Annotated in this window: 19 protein-coding genes and 1 pseudogene; 10 read left to right on the top strand and 10 right to left on the bottom strand. The window is 58.7% G+C overall.

The window, feature by feature from the left end; genetic code table 11:
* The first annotated feature begins 156 nt into the window (after positions 1–156).
* From AC30D7_RS16835 to AC30D7_RS16825, 3 genes are all read left to right on the top strand, one after another.
* On the top strand, positions 157–567 hold the full coding sequence (locus AC30D7_RS16835; protein ID WP_230173998.1) for an RNA-binding S4 domain-containing protein: 411 nt from the start codon (positions 157–159) through the stop codon (positions 565–567).
* Positions 568–804: 237 nt separating this feature from the next.
* The gene (gene hslO / locus AC30D7_RS16830) at positions 805–1,707 is read left to right on the top strand and encodes an Hsp33 family molecular chaperone HslO (RefSeq protein ID WP_019651505.1); all 903 of its coding nucleotides are present in this window, start codon (positions 805–807) and stop codon (positions 1,705–1,707) included.
* 179 nt (positions 1,708–1,886) lie between these two features.
* Positions 1,887–3,428 carry a phosphoenolpyruvate carboxykinase gene (locus AC30D7_RS16825; RefSeq protein WP_490134814.1) on the top strand — a complete coding sequence of 514 codons (1,542 nt, stop codon included), beginning with the start codon at positions 1,887–1,889 and terminating at the stop codon, positions 3,426–3,428.
* A gap of 147 nt (positions 3,429–3,575) precedes the next feature.
* Here AC30D7_RS16825 and AC30D7_RS16820 read toward each other — a convergent pair whose 3' ends face one another.
* The 5 genes and pseudogenes from AC30D7_RS16820 to AC30D7_RS16800 all read right to left on the bottom strand — a co-directional run bounded on the left by AC30D7_RS16820 (position 3,576) and on the right by AC30D7_RS16800 (position 6,445).
* On the bottom strand, positions 3,576–3,929 hold the full coding sequence (locus AC30D7_RS16820) for a DUF1493 family protein (protein WP_019581746.1): 354 nt from the start codon (positions 3,927–3,929) through the stop codon (positions 3,576–3,578).
* 79 nt (positions 3,930–4,008) lie between these two features.
* A pseudogene (locus tag AC30D7_RS16815) lies at positions 4,009–4,176 on the bottom strand (YhfG family protein); the annotation flags it as partial.
* 112 nt (positions 4,177–4,288) lie between these two features.
* The gene (locus tag AC30D7_RS16810; RefSeq protein ID WP_019581748.1) at positions 4,289–4,585 is read right to left on the bottom strand and encodes a hypothetical protein; all 297 of its coding nucleotides are present in this window, start codon (positions 4,583–4,585) and stop codon (positions 4,289–4,291) included.
* Between the two features lie 350 nt (positions 4,586–4,935).
* Positions 4,936–6,063, bottom strand: a complete 1,128-nt coding sequence (locus AC30D7_RS16805; protein ID WP_490134813.1) for a hypothetical protein — start codon at positions 6,061–6,063, stop codon at positions 4,936–4,938.
* 127 nt (positions 6,064–6,190) lie between these two features.
* On the bottom strand, positions 6,191–6,445 hold the full coding sequence (locus tag AC30D7_RS16800; RefSeq protein ID WP_490134812.1) for a hypothetical protein: 255 nt from the start codon (positions 6,443–6,445) through the stop codon (positions 6,191–6,193).
* Between the two features lie 305 nt (positions 6,446–6,750).
* On the opposite strand from AC30D7_RS16800, the gene AC30D7_RS16795 reads away from it, so the two are divergent.
* The 4 genes from AC30D7_RS16795 (at position 6,751) to AC30D7_RS16780 (ending at position 11,466) form a co-directional block, all read left to right on the top strand.
* Positions 6,751–7,254: a polysaccharide deacetylase gene (locus AC30D7_RS16795; protein WP_490134811.1), complete on the top strand. Its 504-nt coding sequence runs from the start codon at positions 6,751–6,753 to the stop codon at positions 7,252–7,254.
* Between the two features lie 423 nt (positions 7,255–7,677).
* Positions 7,678–9,606: a RecQ family ATP-dependent DNA helicase gene (locus tag AC30D7_RS16790; protein WP_490134810.1), complete on the top strand. Its 1,929-nt coding sequence runs from the start codon at positions 7,678–7,680 to the stop codon at positions 9,604–9,606.
* A gap of 123 nt (positions 9,607–9,729) precedes the next feature.
* Positions 9,730–10,956, top strand: a complete 1,227-nt coding sequence (locus tag AC30D7_RS16785) for a 3-hydroxyacyl-CoA dehydrogenase (protein ID WP_490134809.1) — start codon at positions 9,730–9,732, stop codon at positions 10,954–10,956.
* 78 nt (positions 10,957–11,034) lie between these two features.
* Positions 11,035–11,466 (top strand): acyl-CoA thioesterase, encoded by a 432-nt coding sequence (locus AC30D7_RS16780; protein ID WP_490134808.1) that lies wholly within the window; start codon positions 11,035–11,037, stop codon positions 11,464–11,466.
* A 68-nt stretch (positions 11,467–11,534) separates the two neighbouring features.
* Here AC30D7_RS16780 and AC30D7_RS16775 read toward each other — a convergent pair whose 3' ends face one another.
* The 4 genes from AC30D7_RS16775 to AC30D7_RS16760 form a co-directional block, all read right to left on the bottom strand.
* Complete coding sequence (locus tag AC30D7_RS16775) at positions 11,535–12,026, bottom strand: glycine zipper domain-containing protein (protein WP_490134807.1); 492 nt, start codon at positions 12,024–12,026, stop codon at positions 11,535–11,537.
* Between the two features lie 235 nt (positions 12,027–12,261).
* The gene (locus tag AC30D7_RS16770) at positions 12,262–14,610 is read right to left on the bottom strand and encodes an FdhF/YdeP family oxidoreductase (protein WP_490134806.1); all 2,349 of its coding nucleotides are present in this window, start codon (positions 14,608–14,610) and stop codon (positions 12,262–12,264) included.
* Complete coding sequence (gene fdhD / locus AC30D7_RS16765; protein ID WP_007939519.1) at positions 14,607–15,446, bottom strand: formate dehydrogenase accessory sulfurtransferase FdhD; 840 nt, start codon at positions 15,444–15,446, stop codon at positions 14,607–14,609. The genes AC30D7_RS16770 and fdhD overlap by 4 nt, the downstream gene beginning before the upstream one ends.
* A 94-nt stretch (positions 15,447–15,540) precedes the next feature.
* Positions 15,541–16,428: a LysR family transcriptional regulator gene (locus AC30D7_RS16760; RefSeq protein WP_490134805.1), complete on the bottom strand. Its 888-nt coding sequence runs from the start codon at positions 16,426–16,428 to the stop codon at positions 15,541–15,543.
* A gap of 138 nt (positions 16,429–16,566) precedes the next feature.
* On the opposite strand from AC30D7_RS16760, the gene lysM reads away from it, so the two are divergent.
* A complete protein-coding gene (lysM, locus tag AC30D7_RS16755) occupies positions 16,567–17,007 on the top strand; it encodes a peptidoglycan-binding protein LysM (protein WP_490134804.1) in 441 nt (146 codons plus the stop codon).
* A 117-nt stretch (positions 17,008–17,124) separates the two neighbouring features.
* Here lysM and yrfG read toward each other — a convergent pair whose 3' ends face one another.
* Positions 17,125–17,787: a GMP/IMP nucleotidase gene (gene yrfG, locus AC30D7_RS16750; protein WP_490134803.1), complete on the bottom strand. Its 663-nt coding sequence runs from the start codon at positions 17,785–17,787 to the stop codon at positions 17,125–17,127.
* 90 nt (positions 17,788–17,877) lie between these two features.
* On the opposite strand from yrfG, the gene nudE reads away from it, so the two are divergent.
* Together nudE and cysQ are read left to right on the top strand one after the other, a co-directional pair.
* The gene (gene nudE / locus AC30D7_RS16745; protein WP_490134802.1) at positions 17,878–18,444 is read left to right on the top strand and encodes an ADP compounds hydrolase NudE; all 567 of its coding nucleotides are present in this window, start codon (positions 17,878–17,880) and stop codon (positions 18,442–18,444) included.
* 5 nt (positions 18,445–18,449) lie between these two features.
* Positions 18,450–19,283, top strand: coding sequence for a 3'(2'),5'-bisphosphate nucleotidase CysQ (gene cysQ / locus AC30D7_RS16740; RefSeq protein ID WP_490134874.1), 834 nt, complete (start codon positions 18,450–18,452; stop codon positions 19,281–19,283).
* Positions 19,284–19,329 lie beyond the last annotated feature (46 nt).

The raw sequence follows: 19,329 nt of genomic DNA, 5'->3' as shown, positions 1-19,329 counted from the left end.
CGCAGAATAATGGGTAAAAGGCGACAGATATCTACGGCCCGGAATTTCATTCCTCAAACGGTGGGGAATGCTTGCATTCTAATCCACAGCATGAGGATTCATGGCACGACAGAAACGGTAGTACAGTTCATCGATATTTCAGAATGAGGACATCCAATGGCGCAAAAAAGCGAAGAGGACGACAAGGTCCGTCTCGATAAATGGTTGTGGGCCGCGCGTTTTTATAAAACGCGTGCCTTGGCCAAAGCCGCGATTGAAAGCGGCAAGGTGCATTGCCGGGGCGAGCGTTGCAAGCCAGGCAAGGAGCCGAGGATCGGCGACGAGTTTCAGATCCGCACCGGCTTCGAGGAGCGCACGGTGGTGGTCCAGGCGTTGTCGATCGTGCGTCGTGGCGCGCCAGAAGCTCAGGCTCTGTACGCCGAAACTGAAGCCAGCGTCGCCAAGCGCGAAGCGGCGGCCGCCATGCGCAAGGCCGGGGCGTTGGGCGTGAGCACCGACGGCAAACCGAGCAAGAAACAGCGCCGGGATTTGTTCAAGTTTCGCGGCAGCAGCAACGACGAGTCGTGACGACCGTCGGGCGCAGACTTGTAATCGTCTGCCTGTGCAGCCATATGGGGGTATTCGCCAACGGCGCATTTCGCAGGTGAAAGCACCGCTCGTCGAATACCGAGGTTTGACCTTGCTTGGAACAACCCCGAATTGTTCATAAAATGCCGCTATGGCTAAGCTCACCCCAAAAGTGCTGCTACGGCGTGTATTTCATTTTTGTAACCTTTTTTGTCACCACTTCAGATACCCAGACCTATGACCGATCTACCAGATACCGATTACACCCAACGCTTCATCTTTGATGACAGCGACACCCGCGGCGAACTGGTGGCATTGGAGCGTAGCTATGCCGAAGTCCTCGCCAAACACACCTATCCGGAGCCGGTCGCGCAACTGCTGGGCGAGCTGATGGCGGCTGCAGCGTTGCTGGTAGGCACTTTGAAGTTCGACGGCTTGCTGATTCTTCAGGCCCGCTCCGAAGGCCCGGTGCCGATGCTGATGATCGAGTGCTCCAGCGAGCGCGAAATTCGTGGGCTGGCCCGATACCACGCCGAACAGATCGCCCCTGATGCAACGCTCGCCGACCTGATGCCCAATGGCGTGTTGGCGCTGACTGTCGACCCGACTCAAGGCCAGCGTTATCAGGGCATTGTCGATCTCGACGGTGAAACCCTGTCCGATTGCTTCACCAACTATTTCGTCATGTCGCAGCAGGTTGGCACCCGCTTCAAGCTGTACGCCGACGGCCGTCGTGCCCGTGGCCTGCTGTTGCAGCAATTGCCTGCCGACCGTCTGAAAGATGAAGAAGATCGCGCCGCCAGTTGGCAGCACATCACCGCCCTGGCCAGTACCCTGACCGCCGACGAATTGCTGAGCCTGGACAACGAAACCGTGCTCCATCGCCTCTACCACGAAGAGCAAGTGCGCCTGTTCGATGTGCAGAAACTGCGCTTCCATTGCAGTTGCTCCCGGGAACGCTCGGGCAATGCGTTGGTCAGTCTGGGTCTGGAAGATGCGCAGCAGCTGGTCGTCGAGCATGGCGGCAGCATCGAGGTCGATTGCCAGTTTTGCAACGAGCGCTACCTGTTCGACGCGGCCGATATCACTCAATTGTTCGCCGGAGCAGGGGTTGATACGCCGTCAGATACCCGTCACTAAAACGCTTCAGCGCAGGTAAATTCACTGCTTAACGCCGGAATAACGCCGTTCTGACGGGAGGGCCCTACACTTTTTGGGCTTTTCTGGCATAATCCGGCCCACTTTTTTCGCGGTAGTAGTGCACGACTTTCTACTACAAAACGTTTGGAGCACTCGGCCACTGGCCGACGGGGAACCTCATGACGCAAGCCAATAACGCCGTGTACACCGATCTGAGTGTTGATGATCTGGTTAAAGAAGCCCTGAAGCGCGGTGAAGGCGAGCTTGCCGATACCGGCGCGCTGGTTGTTCGCACCGGTCACCGTACCGGCCGTTCGCCAGTCGATCGTTTCATCGTTGAAGAGCCGACCACCCAGGACGCCATTGCCTGGGGCCCGATCAACCGCAAGTTCCCGGCCGACAAGTTCGATGCCCTGTGGGCTCGCGTCGAGGCGTTCAACAACGCGCAAGAGCATTTCGTTTCCCACGTGCACGTAGGTTCGGCTGAAGAGCACTACCTGGCCGTGAAAATGACTACCCAGACTGCCTGGCAGAACCTGTTCGGTCGTTGCCTGTTCATCAACCCGGCCCAGTACAACCCGGCCGGTCGTGAAGAGTGGCAAGTTCTGAACGTCGCCAACTTCGAGTGCGTGCCAGAGCGTGACGGCACCAACTCCGACGGTTGCGTGATCATCAACTTCGCGCAGAAAAAAGTGCTGCTCGCCGGCATGCGCTACGCCGGTGAAATGAAGAAAGCCATGTTCTCGGTGCAGAACTTCCTGCTGCCGGCCGCCGACGTGCTGCCAATGCACTGCGCCGCCAACATCGGCGAAGCGGGCGACGTGACCCTGTTCTTCGGTCTGTCCGGCACCGGCAAGACCACCCTGTCCGCCGACGAAAGCCGTTACCTGATCGGTGACGACGAACACGGCTGGGGCGAAGGCGTGGTGTTCAACATCGAAGGCGGTTGCTATGCCAAATGCATCGACCTGTCCGAGAAGAACGAGCCGGTCATCTGGAAAGCCATCAAACACGGCGCAGTCCTGGAAAACGTTGTTATCGACGACGCCAAGCACGCCGACTACACCGATGTCAGCCTGACCCAGAACAGCCGCGCCGCCTACCCGCTGGAGCACGTAGCCAAGCGTTCCGAGAAGAACCTGGGCGGCGAGCCAAACGCAGTGATCTTCCTGACCTGCGACCTGACCGGCGTGCTGCCGCCAGTGTCGATCCTCAATGAAGAACAAGCGGCCTACCACTTCCTGTCCGGCTACACCGCACTGGTGGGCTCGACCGAAATGGGTTCCGGCAGCGGCATCAAGTCGACCTTCTCCACCTGCTTCGGCGCACCGTTCTTCCCGCGTCCGGCTGGCGAATATGCAGAACTGCTGATCAAACGCATCCGCGGCTTCGGCTCCAAGGTCTACCTGGTCAACACCGGCTGGACCGGCGGCGGCTACGGCGTCGGCAAACGCTTCAACATCCCGACTACTCGCGGCGTGATCGCAGCGATCCAGAGCGGCGCGTTGATCGGTGCCGAGACTGAACACCTGGACACCATCAACCTTGACGTGCCATTGGCTGTGCCGGGCGTTGAGACTGGCCTGCTGAACCCACGTAACACCTGGGCTGACAAGGCTGCTTACGATGAAGCTGCTAAAGCACTGGCCGGGTTGTTTGTTGAGAACTTCAAGAAGTTCGACGTGAGCGACGCGATCAAGGCTGCTGGGCCGAAGTTGTAAGAGTTGGTTTGATGTAATGAGAAAGCCGCCCTTTGGGGCGGCTTTTTTATGGGCGCTGATTCAGTTCCCTTGAGGCATAACTGGCAATATTCCTGCAGTAAACACGCTAAGCAGCCAGAATAATTCCACTTCTGTTGATCAGATCCCCTAGACCCCTTCCACTTCCTGCGTGTCCCACCGTTGTTTCTTGACTGCTTTATAGAGCATGCCAATGGTCAGCGGCACTTTGTCGCCACGACCCTTCGCCCGGCGCTTGAGAAACACATCAAACCCTTCAGGCTGAAAGTACCGATACGCGTCGTAGTCGACGAAGTCGATGGCGAACTGTTCTTCCAGCGCTTCCATCAGATGCCGCGCATCCGCGCCGTCGCAGTTCAGGTCAAAGTTGATCGAGGTGGTGAGGCTGATAGTTTTGCGTTCGGGCAGGCCGAGTTCTTCGTGCAGTAGCTGCATGAGCAGGTGCATGGCGTGATCGTCGGGGAAGTTGGGGGCGAGGTTCATTGCGGGGGGGCATCCGGTTGGGCTTAGCAGGATCTTATTGGGCGTCGGGTTCGTGGGGAAGTATGGAAGCAGATGGCGGCGGTTTGTCTTGTCGGTACTTGGCGAGCACTTCTTTTCGTGTAGAGAGTGATTTTTCGAGGTCTGCCGGTGATGTGTCGAATCCTGCCAGACGCAGGCTAGCCAGGTAGTTTGAGCGACGGACTTTTTCGTAATGTGCTTGTTTCTGTTTGAAGGTTAATTCGTTCATCGCGATAGTCTCGGGCTACGAATTGTTGTGTTCAGGGTTGGGATTATGTGGTGAGTTCATCGCAGGCAAGCCAGCTCCCACAAGGTGGCGGCTTGCCTGTTAGTACGCGGCGTTAGGCCGGTGCTTTCCAACCCATCATGCGTTGCTGGGCGACTTTCAGAAGGTCGCAGCCATCCTGAGTCAACAGGTAGAGCGCGTGGGTGATGTGGGGAATGTCTTCGACATCGCCTTGCTTGAAGCAATGGCAGTGCAGGGTTTGGAGTAGATCACTGGAGGCTCGGATGCGCTGGAGGGCGGCTTCGAGGATGTCTTGTGGGTTTGCCTCTGTGTCGATGATCAGGGGCGGGGTGTCGGTGAGATTGGATTGGAGTGGGCGGTAGCGATCGGTGAACGGTTTCCATGAATTCATTGTATTTATCCTCAAATGCATCAGATGAAGCCTTCACCATCGTGACCAAGCGATGGGAGGCGGACTGTGTTCGGGTTGGTCAACCGGTGAGGATTCATACGCATACCCGGCACGCCCGAAGGCGTCCCAAACACAGCCACCATATAGCGTGCAGGCAGTAGAGGTGCCGGCAGCATACAACGGAGGCTTATGCGTATTCCATCGGGTGACCAAGCCCGAGCCGCTGATTTGGCAGCGACGGTTACGACTATAAATTTGAGCTACAGTGCGGCGATAGGCGACAAGGTGCCTTCTGTTGTAGGAACGGTATGAAGATTTCATAGGCCGTTCCTACCGATCCGCCATCGTTTTCAACAAATAGACCGATACGCTGCACCATCCAGCACGCTGGTAGTCAGCCCGGTCGCCGGCGTGTAGATCGTGCCTTTAACCGCTGAGAAGTTGACCCCTTTACTGCCCAGCGAAACGTAGCGTTCGCCTTGATCCAGTTCGGTGAAGTAGGTGTAGGAATACTTGTGCATCAGCTGGTACTTGGCTTCGTCGTTGACCATGGTCTTGCGCAGGTTATCCAGATCGGCCTGGGTCAGGTTCAGCGGCTTGTTGAGTAGCACACCCCAGCGCTGGAGGCAGACTTCGGCGAAGTGGCGGACGATGCGGCCTGGTTCGGCCAATACTTTAGGGCCGCTGACACCATCTGCTGCGGCGTTACCGACCAGCGTGCCGTGGCGGCCGGGCATGGGGTAGATGTGGGTTCGGGTGCCGGTTGCTGTTTGTGGGATAACGCAGCTGAAGCCTTTGGAGCGCTCGTCTCGGGCGTAGAAACCAACGTATTCCTTTACGTTGGTATTGAGTTTGACTTTGTCTTCCTGAAAGTTGCCGATGCCCGGTACCGGATCAATCGCTAAAATATTCACCGGGATGTTCTTCAGGGCGCTGTCCTTGAACATGGCATTGGCCAGCATGTGGCAACTGATACCGCCACGACTCCAACCTACCAAGTTAACTTTGGTGGGGATAATCCCCTCTTTACGAAAGGTCTTGATGATTTGTTCCTGTAACTTCTGTTGGGTCACGCTGCGGTCGCCGTAGTTGTACTTGCGCCACATCCAGGAACCTTCGACGATGACGTCTTCAATGGGAATGCCAGCAGCCTTGAGTCGGTTGTATTCAGTCTCGGTCAGCTTCTCACGCTCCCAGTCACACTTGCCTTTGATGATGTTGATGGCGTGCTGGACGTTCTCTTCCCAGCCTTTGCCGAACAGCGTACCGCTCAGTCCATAATCCTTGGATTGGGTGAACAGTTCGTCAGCTTGCAGGTTGCTGGTGCCGGGACCATCGATCACGACCCATTCGGCAAATTCGCGACCACCGTGATGGGATGCCAGTGTCGAGACCAATTCACCGTTCCAGTAAGTTGGGTTCTGACTGTCGAACTTTGTCGAGCCGGTGCCGCAAAAGAAAATGGTTAATGCTGTCATGGTGTTGCCCTTAGTTAATGTAAGAGCAAGCAGGCTAGTGTTGGTTATTATAATAATAAAGTGATTGGTTGTTGCGGGGTTTGTAGTTTTGTTTTTTTCAGGTCGGATGTATTTGTTGTTTTGCGACTTAAAGTAATTCGCAGCCGTCTTGTGTTAATAAATAAAGCGCATTAACGATGTTGGGGATGTCTTTCACATCGGCCTGTTTGAAACATAAACAGTAAAGTGTTTCCAGCAGATCGCTGGCCGCACGCAGGCGTTGTTGGGCGGCATCGAGCAGGTCGCCATGGCTGGCATCGGTGTCGATGACCAGCACCGAGGTGTCGCTGCAGCTGGTCTTGAGTGGGCGATAGCGGTTGGTCAACGGGTTGAACGTGTTCATGGTTGAGGCGTGTCCTGTACGAAGTCGCTCCGGCGGGCCGACACAGTGTTTTCAGCCGCGTCGAAAACTATAGAGGGCCACAGCGAGGCGTCGCAAGGTGGTGCAAGTGGACAGGTTTTGTAGGGGGTTTACCGGTGTTATCGCCCTTTGCCTACGCATCCCTCGACTATTTTTTAAGCTTTTCCCTTGGTGGTCGATATTCCTACGGGATTGTCAGGCTTAACGCATCCAGCCTCTGGAGGGTGCACGCCAGAATGTGTAGGACGTTTCGAAGCGTCTGAGTCGACTCTTAAAGGGAATTAGGTATGCAGTGGCTGCGTGTGGCCTCGATTTTATTGTTGTGGGCCGGTGTTTGTCGGGTAGCGGGTGCTGCTGACGTCGGTCATTCGCTCGTCCTGGCCAACATGGAGCGAACCGGTTGGCCGGGTGCGCTGACCACCCAAGCGGACATCGACACCGCATCTCGCGCCGAGGTGTTAATGGTGGGCAAGGCATTGCTGGCCAGCGAAGCGTTGGATGAACAGGGGCTGAAACAGCGACTGGGCGTGCGGGCTGTGAAGCTCAAGTCGGTCAGGCAAGTGCGTGACGGGTTGTGGGATCGGTTGCTGATCACCTATCGCAGTGCCAGTCAGAACTGCGAGGACCAACTCTTCTGTCCTCGTGTGCGCAGGGTCGCCGATTTGCGTCAGCTGGCGGCGGCGTTTACGGGCGAAATAAGCCCGGCTTATGCGGCGTGGGCGAGCAAGAGCCGGGTGTTTCATGAACAAGCGCTGGATGAGCAGTTGCGGGTGGCGGTGTTGATGCCGTAGCCACCCGACGTCAGTCAATCGATGATTAAGTCTGTGAGGCGACGCCCAGAGTTGTGTGCGTAGCGAGGAGAGGGGGTTCGTCAGGGAACTTCATGCACCCGCTCAGCAGCAGGGATGCAAAGACAAGGGCGATTGGAAAAAACAGAGTATTAGACATGATTGCTCCTTTGTAAGGATCCGCGTACAGGCGTCCTGCCTTGATGAAAACTTCGCGGATAATGGTTTTTCTCGGGGTGTACCTTACCGGCTGACAGGGGGCTGATGTCAGGGGGCAAAGTGCCTCGTTTGTTTCAATCTGTGGCGAAGGAATCGATGGGTTGACGCTGTATCATCCCGTATCGTTTTTGCCCCCGACCTTTTCTCGACTCGCTGCGTTCGCCGGCTAGGCTTTGGGCTTCGCAGCGGTCAACGGAGTGACAGCTTATGCACAACACCCTGGAACAGGTTTTCGGTTATCCACAGTTTCGGCCCGGCCAGGAGGCGGCGGTCAGCGCGGTGTTGGACGGTCGCTCGGCAGCGGCGATTTTCCCTACCGGATCGGGCAAATCCCTGTGCTATCAGTTACCGGCCATCCTGCTGCCGCACCTGACGCTGGTGGTTTCGCCTCTGCTGGCGTTGATGCAGGATCAGTTAGCGTTCTTGCAGCGCCATGGGATTGCGGCGGGCAGTATTGATTCGGCCCAGAGTCGCGATGACGCCAGCGATGTGATGGCCCGGGCAAAGTCCGGCGAATTGAAGATTCTGATGATTTCCGTGGAGCGCCTGAAAAACGAGCGCTTCCGCCATTTTCTGCAGCAGGTACCGATCTCGCTGTTGGTGGTGGATGAGGCCCACTGCATCTCCGAGTGGGGTCACAACTTCCGCCCCGACTACCTCAAGCTGCCGGACTATCAGCGCCAGTTCAACATCCCTCAGGCGCTGCTGCTGACCGCCACCGCGACACCCAAGGTGATCGCCGACATGCAGGCCCGGTTCGCCATTGCGCCTGAGGATGTGGTGACCACCGGTTTCTACCGGCCCAACCTCAATCTATTGGTGGAACCGGTGCGTGGCCAGGACAAGCGCCGCCGCCTGGTCGAGTGGATGAGCCAGCGTCCCGGCCAGCCCAGCATTGTCTACGTCACTCTGCAAAAAACCGCTGAGCACATCGCCGAACATCTGGCGCGCAACGGCATACAGGCGCAGGCCTATCACGCCGGTTTGCCCCACGAGCAACGGGAAGCGATTCAGCGCCGGTTCATGGGCGGGCAGTCCAATTGCATCGTCGCCACCATCGCCTTCGGCATGGGCATCGACAAAAGTGATATCCGCAACGTGGTGCATTTCGACCTGCCCAAATCCATCGAAAACTACAGCCAGGAAATCGGCCGTGCCGGGCGTGACGGGCAGCCGTCCGATTGCCTGGTGCTGGCCAACCGCGACAGCCTTAACGTGCTGGAGAATTTCGTCTACGGCGACACACCGGAGCGGGACGGCATTCGCTGTGTGCTCGACGAGTTGCAAGCCGCTGCGCCCGAGGGGCAGTGGGAGTTTCTGCTGGGGCCTTTGGCCGATCAGAGCAACATTCGCCAGTTACCGCTCAAGACCTTGCTGGTACAGCTGGAGTTGCGTGGGCTGATCGCTCCGCGCTATGCCTATTACGCGGAATACCGCTTCAAGTATTTGCAGGAGCCGGAAGCGTTGCTGGCCCGTTTCGAGGGTGAGCGCAGGGACTTCGTCTCGGCGATCATCCAGACTTCCAGTCGCGCACGGACCTGGGCCACGGTGAATTTCGACGCACTGTATCAGCAGCATTCCGCCGAGCGCAGTCGAGTGGTCAAGGCGCTGGATTACTTCCAGGAAAAGGGCTGGGTGGAGCTTGAAAGCAAGCAGATGACGGAGGTCTATAGCCTGCTGCAAGCCGACTTCGATTCCCAGGCCTTGAGCGCTGAATTGCACACCTACTTCACCCAGCACGAACGCACCGAGATTTCGCGGATTCACGCCATGCTGGATCTGTTCGCCACCGACCACTGCCTGGGATATCGCCTGGCCGAGTACTTCGGCGACGAAAACGCGCCACGGCGATGCGGGCATTGTTCGGTGTGTCACGGCCACGTAGCGCGGTTACCCGAACCACCGGAATTGCCGGCGCTTGTGGATAAAAATTTCGAGGCGCTGTGCGGTGATTTTATCCACAGGCACCAGCAGCACACGGGAAGTGCTCCATCGGCGGAGCGCGTGACGCGGTTTTTGTGCGGGATCAGCGTGCCGTTGTTTACCAAGCTCAAGGCGCGGTCGATTCCTGGGTTTGCGGTGCTGGAAGATTATCCGTATGCCGAGGTCCGGACGTGGGCTGAGGCGAACCTCTAACCCGCGGGATCGGGACGCATCCATTCGCTGAATGTCGCCCATCACGGGAATAGACTTCAAAAACACCCATCGGCTGACTATGGTGAGGACTGTCTTTGGATCGCCAATAAGAGAACAACAACCATGAGCCAGACATCGTTCGATATTCAGCGCGCCGCCGTGATTGGCGCGGGCACCATGGGCCGTGGCATTGTCATGTGCCTGGCCAATGCCGGGGTGCCGGTGCAGTGGGTCGATAACAATCCGCAGATGCTTGAGCAGGCGTTGGCCAGCGTGGCTGACACTTACGCCCACAACGTGCGTCAGGGGCGGCTCGATCAGGCTGAGGCGGATGCGCGCATTGCACGGGTAACGGCGGCTGCCGATTACGCGGCGATTCGCGATGTTGATCTGGTTATCGAAGCGGTCTACGAAAACCTCGAGCTGAAGCAGAAAATCTTTCGCGAGCTCGACGGCCTGCTCAAGCCTGAAGCAATACTGGCCAGCAATACCTCGGCGCTGGACATCGACGCCATTGCCGCCGCCACTCGCCGCCCGCAACAGGTTCTGGGCCTGCACTTCTTCAGCCCGGCGCACATCATGAAGTTGCTGGAGATCGTGCGCGGTGCCCTGACGGCGCCGGCGGTGCTTGATGCAACCCTGACGCTGGGCCAGCGCATGGGCAAGGTCAGCGTGGTCTCGGGCAACTGTCACGGTTTCATCGGCAACCGCATGCTGCATCCGTACGTGCTCGAAGCGCGCAAGATGTTGCTGGAGGGGGCATTGCCTTATCAGGTGGATGCGGCGCTGCAAGGTTTTGGTTTCGCCATGGGCCCGTTCCGCATGTACGACGTGGTCGGCATTGACCTGGAGTGGCGCGCGCGGGAGCTGGCTGGCAAAGGCCAGGATGCGCCGGAGGTTCAGGTGGACAATCGCCTGTGCGAGTTGGGGCGTTTCGGTCAGAAGAGCGGCGATGGGTATTACCATTACGAACCGGGCAGTCGTCAGGCTGAGCACGATGTGGAAGTCGATGCGCTGGTACTGGAAGTCAGCGAAGGGCTGGGGTTTCAGCGGCGTGAGATAGGGCCAGAGGAGATTCTTGAGCGCAGCTTGCTGGCACTGGTCAATGAAGGGGCGAAGATCCTTCAGGAAGGCATTGCGGCTTCGGCGCATGACATCGATCTGGTGTACCTCAACGGTTATGGTTTCCCGGCGGACAAGGGCGGGCCGATGGCCTGGGCGGATCAGCAAGGGCTGGACGATATTCATCTGCGGTTGTTGCAGCTTGAGACCAAACAGGGCGATCACTGGGCGCCGGCGCGGTTGATTGGGGAGTTGTCGGCGCAAGGCAGAGGGTTTGCCGACATGTGATTTATTTGGCGCCTGCTCGCGAGGGGTACGACGCGGTTTCACCTTAAACTAGCCATCCAACCCCAGGAACAAACGCTGATGTCCAACCCGATGCCCCAACGCACCGACTACCCCCATTTCCAGCTAATCACCACCCGCTGGCACGACAATGACGCCTACGGTCATGTCAACAACGTCACCTACTACAGTTTTTTCGATACGGCGGTGAACACCTACCTGATCGAAGTCGGCGGTCTGGATATCCATGACGGTGAGGTGGTGGGTTTTGTGGTGAGTTCGGCCTGCGATTACTTCGCGTCTATCGCTTTCCCGGATCGGATCGAGATTGGCCTGCGGGTCGGCAAGTTGGGCAACAGTTCGGTGCAGTACGAACTGGCGGTGTTCAAGGCTGGAGAAGATGAGGCCTGCGCGGCAGGGCGCTTCGTGCATGTATTCGTGGATCGGCTGTCGAACCAGCCGGTGGCGATACCTGCCGGATTGCGTGGGGCATTGGAGCGACTGGCGATCTGAGGGCAAAAAAAATCGCAGCCCGAGGGCTGCGATTTTCTGATATTTCGATAACCGAGGCGATTCAAGCCTCAGTCGTCATCGTGATAGCGATGATGCTTGCGATGCCCGTAAGCATGACCGCGACCCGGATGACCACGGTAGTAGCGACGATCATCATCGTCATAACCACGACGATAGGAACGACGATCATCGTCGTCATTGCTACTGTTGCCCATGTGATTACCCAGCGCGCCACCGAGGCCGCCGCCTGCTGCGGAGCCGATCAGGCTACCGGTGGTGCCGCCCATGCTGCGGCCAACCACGTTACCGCCAGCTGCGCCCAACGCACCGCCAATGGCGGCTTCGCCACGGCTGTGTCTGTCTGCGCCAACTGCGCTACCACCCGCGCCGCCCAGGGCCGCGCCAATGGTTGAACCTGTACTGCCGCCTAGCGATTGACCGACGACCGAGCCAAGAACCCCGCCCAATGCGCCGCCCACACCTGCTTCGGTGGTGCCGCCAGCAGACGCGAAGCCACTGACCAGGCCAAGGGACAACAAGAGAATCGAGGAGAACTTCATAGAGGAACCTCAAGGGGATGACGGCGCGATCCTGAGGCTGTGTCGTGGTTGTGACAATAGAAATCCGACGAGTAACACGACTTGAGCACATTTCTATAAGTTGCTGTTTTTTGGGCGGAACTTAAGTGTTTTTCGCCGGTCTTTAGCTACTTCTCAAAGGCCGTTTTCATATGAAAACGGCCTTTTTTGTGGGCGATTGGAAAGTACGGATCGGAAAAATTTGTTGAGTGGGCCGTCAAGCTGACTTGGCCATGATCAACCCGGTTTCACTCGCCGCCTCCAGCCGGATCGCCACAAACTTCGACGTCGGCGTATGGCTGCCATCCCCAGTGCTTTCCAACGGCACCAGCGGGTTCACTTCCGGATAGTACGCAGCCGCTTGCCCGGCAGGAATATCAAACGCCAGCAGGGTAAAGCCCTTCACCCGCCGCTCGCGACCATCATCCCAGATCGATACGATGTCAGCCTTCTGCCCCGGTTTGAAGCCCAGGCGAATGATGTCGGCTTCATTGACGAACAGCACGTCCCGCTGACCTTTCACCCCGCGATAGCGGTCATCAAGACCGTAAATGGTGGTGTTGTACTGATCGTGGGAGCGCATCGACTGCATGATCAGGTCCGGCAGTACGCCGGTGGCGCGGGTGCGTTCGTGCACCAGGTCTTTGGGCAGGATGTTCGGACGAAAATTGGCCCGACCCGATGGGGTGTTCCAGCGACGTGCGCCGGCACTGCTGCCCAGGTAGAAACCGCCGGGGTTCTGGACCTTCTCGTTGAAGTCCCGAAAGCCCGGGATGGTGTCGGCGATCAGGTCGCGGATACGGCTGTAATCGGCTACCAGCCAGTTCCAGTCCACCGGTTTGTTGCCCAAAGTCGCGGCGGCGATACCGGCGATGATTGCAGGCTCCGAGCGCATCAGGTTCGACAACGGCTGCAACTGACCGTTGGAGGCGTGGACCATGCTGAAGGAGTCTTCCACGGTCACCGCTTGGGCGCCTTCAGTCTGGATATCGATATCGGTACGGCCCAGGCATGGCAGTATCAGCGCGTCTTTACCGTGGGCCAAATGGCTGCGGTTGAGCTTGGTGCTGATCTGCACGGTCAGGTCGCAGTTGCTCAGAGCCTGGAAGGTCCGTGGGCTGTCCGGGGTGGCTTGGGCGAAGTTGCCGCCCAGGCCGATGAAAACTTTCGAACGGCCTTCGGCCATGGCGTGAATCGCCTCGACCACATTGTGGCCGTTTTCGCGCGGAACCTTGAACTGAAAGCGCCGTTCCAGAGAGTCGAGGAACGCCGTCGGCGGACGTTCGTTGATGCCCATCGTCCGGTCGCCCTGCACGTTACTGTGGCCACGCACCGGGCACAGACCAGCGCCCGGCCGGCCGATGTTGCCGCGCAGCAGCATCAGGTTGGCGATTTCCTGGATGGTCGGCACCGAATGGCGATGCTGGGTGATGCCCATGGCCCAGCACATGATCACGTTCTTGCCTTTGGCGTACATGCGCGCCGCTTGCTCGATTTCCACCAGGGTCAGGCCGGATTGCTCGACGATCTGCTCCCACGGGGTGTCGTCGACGATGCCGAGGTATTCCAGAACGTTGACGCTGTGTTCATTGAGGAAGTCGTGGTCGAACACCGCAGGCTCACCCGCCTTCTGCGCATCGCGCTCCCATTGCAGCAGAAACTTGGCCATGCCGCGCATGATTGCCATGTCGCCGCCCAATGCCGGACGGAAGTACGCGGTGTTGGTCGGCTTGTCGCCGTTGGTGAGCATTTCGATCGGGTGTTGCGGGTGCTGGAAGCGTTCCAGGCCACGCTCTTTCAGCGGGTTGATGCACACCACCTGCGCACCGCGTTTCACCGCTTCGCGCAGTGGCTCGAGCATCCGCGGGTGGTTGGTGCCAGGGTTTTGGCCCCAGACAAAAATTGCATCTGCATGTTCGAAATCGTCGAAGGTCACGGTGCCTTTGCCGACTCCGACGCTTTGGGCCAATGCCACACCGCTGGCTTCGTGGCACATGTTCGAGCAGTCGGGGAAATTGTTGGTGCCATAGGCGCGCACGAACAATTGATAGAGGAACGCCGCTTCGTTGCTGGCACGGCCCGAGGTGTAGAACTCGGCCTGATTCGGACTCGACAGCCCTTGCAGGTGTTTGCCGATCAGGGCGAAGGCGGCTTCCCAGCTGATTGGTTTGTAACGATCGGTTTCGGCGTCGTAGCTCAGCGGCTCGGTCAGACGGCCCTGGTACTCGAGCCAATAATCACTTTGTTCCAGCAACGAGCTAACGCTGTGCTTGGCGAAAAACGCGCCATCGACACGCCGTTTGGTCGCTTCCCAGTTCACTGCTTTGGCGCCGTTCTCGCAGAACGCCACCATGCCGGCTTCCTTAGAATCGCCCCAGGCGCAACCGGGGCAGTCGAACCCGCCGTTCTTGTTGGTCTTGAGCATCATGCGCAGATTCTTCAACGCGTTGTCGCTGGTCAACCAGGCCCGGGCAACGCTGGCCAGCGCGCCCCAGCCACCGGCCGCGCCCTTATAGGGCTTGTAACGTGGAACGGGTTTCTGGTCGGCTTGTTGGTGTTGGCTCACGCTTGTTTCTCCGTCGCGGGGCTGTAGACCCGCGGCGCACTTTTCTGCGGCAGGTGGATGAGATTGAGGTTGTGTCGACGGGCCCATTGCACGGCAAGACCCGTGGGCGACGACAGGCTGACCAGGGTCTGGATGCCGGCGCGTAAAACTTTCTGGATCAATTCGAGGCTGCAACGGCTGGTGACAATCGCCAGACCATCGGTGGTCGGAATCTTCTGGCGGATCAACCCACCGATCAGCTTATCGAGGGCGTTGTGCCGACCGATGTCTTCACGGCCCAGCAGCAATTCGCCTTTACCGTTCATGAACACCGCCGCATGCACCGCGCCGCAATGCTGGCCCAAAGGCTGGAATTCACCGATGCGATGGCGCAGGCCGTCCAGCCATTCGGCCGGGGGCAGCGGCGCACCGGGCAGCACCTTGAGATCGGGCAGCGCTTGCTCCACCGCTTCCACGCCACAGAGCCCGCAACCGCTGGTTCCAGCCAGTTGGCGGCGCTGCTGCTTGAGGTTCCAGAAGGCGCGGTTGGCGATGGTCACTTGCGCGTATTGCGCCGAGCCCGTGCCACTGAGTTGCAGGTCATAGATGTCTGAAGCGTCTTCGATGATGCCGCTGCCGAGGCTGAAGCCGACGATGAAGTCTTCAAGATCCGTCGGCGTCACCAACATGACCGCCTGGCTGATGCCGTTGTAGGCGATCGCCAGCGCGACTTCTTCAGCCAACGCGGTGCTGGACGACTCGGAGTATTCAAGGTTGCAGTAACTGTATGTCTGGCTTGCGGCGGGCGCGGGCGTTTCGAGAGCAGGCGCCGCGCAGCCGGGGCGCTTGGCGTTCATTAGGTATCACCGACGGTTTGGTCAGCTTTAAGCCTAGGCGCGTCAACATGTCGCGTCTAATCGCTATTACTGATCTACCGATAGATGGCGTCGATCAAGAGTCTGCCAGTGATTTCTGATAGATCGCAAAACAGGCTTCTGCCAAGGCCGAACGCGGAGCGCTGCGACGCATGATCAGCCCCAGCCGGGCGAGGGTCTGGGCGCTTTCGATGGGTTGCAGACGCAAGTGATCGGTGAGGTTTTCGAGGCCACCGTTCAGTGGCATCACCGCGCAGCACAGGCCACCGTGTACCGCTTGTAACAATTGCTGGACCGCATCGGTTTGCAGCAACGGCTGTGGGGTCAGGCCACGGCTGTGGAAGTTATGGTCGATGGACTGGCGAAAATGCATGCCGCTGGTGAGCATGCCCATGGGCAGTTCGATCAGCGACTCCCAGCTCAGCGGCGCCTCACCAAAACTGAAGAAGCGTTGATCGTAGAGCAGGCCCATGCGGGTTTCGCTGAAGGCCAGGGAGTCGAAGCGCTCGCCATCCAGATGCTCCAGGTAAGAGACACCGAGGTCGAGACGGTTACTCGCCAATTGTTCGAGGATCTGTTCGGAACTCAGGGAGGAGAGTTCGAAGCGCAGGTTCGGGTGTTCGGCGTGCAGGCGCTGCATCAGCGGCACCGGATCGAAACTCGACAACGGCACCACCCCCAGACGCAACGTACCCACGAGGTTGCCGCGGCAGGCCGCCGCTTCGGCCTGCAAACCGTCATAGGCCGCCAGCACCGTACGCGCCCATGCCAGTACGCGCTCGCCCGGCGCGGTGAAACCTTCGAAGCGTTGGCCGCGATTGACCAGCGGCAGCTCGAGTTCTTCCTCGAGGCTGCGCAGGCGCATGGACAAGGTTGGCTGGGTGATGTGGCAGCGCGCGGCAGCCTGGCCGAAGTGTCGGGTTTCGTCGAGAGCGATGAGGAATTTCAGCTGCTTGATGTCCATCTTCGCTCCAGGGCGTCGGCAAGGTTTGCGATTCTACCGCCTGCGCGGGGTTGGGGTCATTGGTCGGCTGGGAACCGGTCTTCGCAAGGCTGGTCTAGTCTTGGGCGTCTGGAACCGAAACCCCAAGGAGCGTGCACAATGAGCGTTTTTAGCTTTGTGAAAGAAGCAGGTGAAAAACTTATCGATTTGCTGACACCCGGCAATGCCAACGCCAGCGAGCAGCTGAAGGCACACATCAGCAAGGTCGGCTTGGGTAACCCGAATGTTCAGGCGACCATCGATGGCGACAAAGTCATCGTCACCGGCGAAGTGGCAAGCCAGGAAGAGAAGGAAAAGATTCTGCTGGCCGTGGGCAATATTGCCGGTGTTGGCAGCGTTGATGACCAGATCACCGTAACGGGGCCGGTTGCCAAGGCAGCGCAGTTCGTCACCGTTAAAAAGGGCGACACCCTCAGCGCGATTTCCAAGGCGGTATACGGCGACGCGAACAAGTACAACAAAATCTTCGAGGCCAACAAGCCGATGCTTTCGCACCCGGACAAAATCTATCCGGGGCAGGTGTTGCGGATTCCTGAATAAGGCTGAGATTGCTTTCGCGGGCAAGCCCGCTCCCACAGCAATTGTGTCGATCACGAAGGATGCGAACGACACGGATACTGTGGGAGCGTGGCTTGCCCGCGATGCAGGCGACTCGGTCTAGAGCCCTGCAATCAACTCTCTATAATCCCCCACCGCAGCAAACTCTGCCGTGTCCTTCGGCCCTTTTCGACTGTCCGGCTCGCTCACGGCCAGCAAATGCGCTACCCCAAAATTGCGTGCGCTGCGCAGGATCGGCAGGGTGTCGTCGATGAACAGACTGCGTGCCGGGTCGAAGCGGATATCGGCCTGCAGAGCATCCCAGAACTGCGGGTCTTCCTTGGCGAAGCCGTAATCGTGAGAGCTGATCAAGCGCTCGAAATACGGTGCCAGTTCGACTCGTTCCAGCTTCAATGACAACGAGTCGCGGTGGGCGTTGGTGATCAGCACCACGCGCTTGCCGGCTTGTTTGATCGCCGCCAGAAAAGTGTCCGCATCCGGACGCAGAGTGATCAGATGCGCGGTTTCCAGTTTCAACTCGCGCACCGACAGCTTCAGTTCGGCACTCCAGAAGTCCAGGCAATACCACTGCAACTGACCGGCATGACGCTCGAACAGTGGCTGCAATTCCAGCTCCGCCATGGCCAGGCTCACCCCGTGCAACTCGGCATAACGCTTAGGCAGGTGTTCCAGCCAGAAATGGTTGTCGTAGTGCAGGTCCAGCAGCGTGCCGTCCATATCCAGCAGAACGGTATCGATGTCGCGCCAGGGCAGCAGGGACATAAAAAACTTCTCCAGCGGTAATAAAGATATCCGAGGTAAACAATCAGGATAGGCCGGGTATAGTAACGCGTTCACGCCAAGGAGCCGTCTATGCGCCAGAAACCCACCGTACTCGCCCGCGAGATCGTCGCCACCAGCCGATTGTTCTGTGTCGAAGAGCTGAAGTTGCGCTTTTCCAACGGTGTGGAGCGCACTTACGAGCGTCTGGTCAGCAAGGGTGCCGGTTATGGCGCGGTGATGATCGTGGCGATGCTCGACGCGGACCATGCAGTGCTGGTGGAGGAATACTGCGGTGGCACCGATGCCTACGAATTGTCCCTGCCTAAAGGCTTGATCGAGCCGGGCGAAGACGTGCTGGCGGCGGCCGAGCGGGAGCTCAAGGAAGAGGCCGGGTATGGCGCACGGCAACTGGAGCATCTGACCGAGTTGTCGTTGTCCCCCGGCTATATGAGCCAGAAGATCCAGGTGGTACTGGCCACCGATTTGTACGAAGAGCGTTTGGAGGGTGACGAGCCCGAGCCGATGGGGATGGACAAGATCAACCTGCGGGAATTGTCGGCATTGGCGCAGAACCCGCGATTCACCGAGGGCCGTGCCTTGGCGGCGCTGTATCTGGCTCGTGATTTGTTGATCCAGCGCGGTATTTTTCAATTATGAGTGAGATGCACATGAACTTTCCCCATCCGTTGATGGCACCGGTGGTTGAGCTGGCATTGAAGGCTGGCGAGGCGATCCTGCCGTTCTGGCGCGTCAACGTTGCCGTGACGGCAAAGTCCGATGATTCCCCGGTCACGGCTGCCGACATGGCCGCTCACCATGTGATTTTGGCCGGGCTGACGGCGCTGGATCCGAGTATTCCGGTGCTGTCCGAAGAGGATGCCAACATCCCCCGGAGTGTGCGCGCCGGTTGGCAGCGTTGGTGGCTGGTTGACCCGCTGGATGGGACCAAGGAGTTCATCTCCGGCAGTGAAGAGTTCACCGTCAACATCGCACTGATTGAGCAGGGGCGTGTGGTGTTCGGCGTGGTGTCGATGCCGACTAACGGGCGTTTTTATGTCGGCGGTGCCGGGTTGGGCGCCTGGCGTGGCGATAAAGGCGCCGAGCCGTTGCCGATCCAGGTTCGCGAAGTGCCAGCTGCGGGTGAAGCCTTCACGGTGGTCGCCAGTCGTCGGCATTCAAGCCCTGAGCAGGAGCGATTGCTCGCGGGTTTGAGCAACAGTCTGGGTGAGCTGCAGCTGGCGAATATCGGCAGCTCGCTGAAGTTTTGCCTGCTGGCGGAAGGGGCGGCGGATTGTTATCCGCGATTGGCGCCGACTTCGCAGTGGGACACTGCCGCGGCTCAAGGTGTTCTGGAAGGCGCGGGCGGTGAGGTACTGGACTTGAGCGGCGCGCCGTTTTGTTATCCGGCGCGAGAATCGTTGCTGAACGAGTTCTTCCTGGCGCTGCCGGCTAAAGCGGCATGGCGGGAGAAACTATTGGCGCTCGCTCGGGCGTAAAGATCAAGAGATCGCAGCCTCGTTGCACTCGACAGCTCCTACAGGG

The sequence above is a fragment of the Pseudomonas sp. DF5 genome (assembly GCF_058148225.1).
Note: the sequence above shows the minus strand (reverse complement) of the source record. Positions and strands in the feature narration are given on the sequence as shown.

Coding starts and splice junctions, on each gene's coding strand:
- AC30D7_RS16795 (WP_490134811.1), top strand. CDS start 6,751: ATGCAGTGGCTGCGTGTGGCCTCGATTTTATTGTTGTGGGCCGGTGTT.
- lysM (WP_490134804.1), top strand. CDS start 16,567: ATGAGCGTTTTTAGCTTTGTGAAAGAAGCAGGTGAAAAACTTATCGAT.
- AC30D7_RS16760 (WP_490134805.1), bottom strand. CDS start 16,428: ATGGACATCAAGCAGCTGAAATTCCTCATCGCTCTCGACGAAACCCGA.
- yrfG (WP_490134803.1), bottom strand. CDS start 17,787: ATGTCCCTGCTGCCCTGGCGCGACATCGATACCGTTCTGCTGGATATG.
- nudE (WP_490134802.1), top strand. CDS start 17,878: ATGCGCCAGAAACCCACCGTACTCGCCCGCGAGATCGTCGCCACCAGC.
- AC30D7_RS16775 (WP_490134807.1), bottom strand. CDS start 12,026: ATGAAGTTCTCCTCGATTCTCTTGTTGTCCCTTGGCCTGGTCAGTGGC.
- AC30D7_RS16825 (WP_490134814.1), top strand. CDS start 1,887: ATGACGCAAGCCAATAACGCCGTGTACACCGATCTGAGTGTTGATGAT.
- AC30D7_RS16800 (WP_490134812.1), bottom strand. CDS start 6,445: ATGAACACGTTCAACCCGTTGACCAACCGCTATCGCCCACTCAAGACC.
- fdhD (WP_007939519.1), bottom strand. CDS start 15,446: ATGAACGCCAAGCGCCCCGGCTGCGCGGCGCCTGCTCTCGAAACGCCC.
- AC30D7_RS16790 (WP_490134810.1), top strand. CDS start 7,678: ATGCACAACACCCTGGAACAGGTTTTCGGTTATCCACAGTTTCGGCCC.
- hslO (WP_019651505.1), top strand. CDS start 805: ATGACCGATCTACCAGATACCGATTACACCCAACGCTTCATCTTTGAT.
- AC30D7_RS16785 (WP_490134809.1), top strand. CDS start 9,730: ATGAGCCAGACATCGTTCGATATTCAGCGCGCCGCCGTGATTGGCGCG.
- AC30D7_RS16810 (WP_019581748.1), bottom strand. CDS start 4,585: ATGAATTCATGGAAACCGTTCACCGATCGCTACCGCCCACTCCAATCC.
- AC30D7_RS16780 (WP_490134808.1), top strand. CDS start 11,035: ATGTCCAACCCGATGCCCCAACGCACCGACTACCCCCATTTCCAGCTA.
- AC30D7_RS16805 (WP_490134813.1), bottom strand. CDS start 6,063: ATGACAGCATTAACCATTTTCTTTTGCGGCACCGGCTCGACAAAGTTC.
- AC30D7_RS16835 (WP_230173998.1), top strand. CDS start 157: ATGGCGCAAAAAAGCGAAGAGGACGACAAGGTCCGTCTCGATAAATGG.
- cysQ (WP_490134874.1), top strand. CDS start 18,450: ATGCACATGAACTTTCCCCATCCGTTGATGGCACCGGTGGTTGAGCTG.
- AC30D7_RS16820 (WP_019581746.1), bottom strand. CDS start 3,929: ATGAACCTCGCCCCCAACTTCCCCGACGATCACGCCATGCACCTGCTC.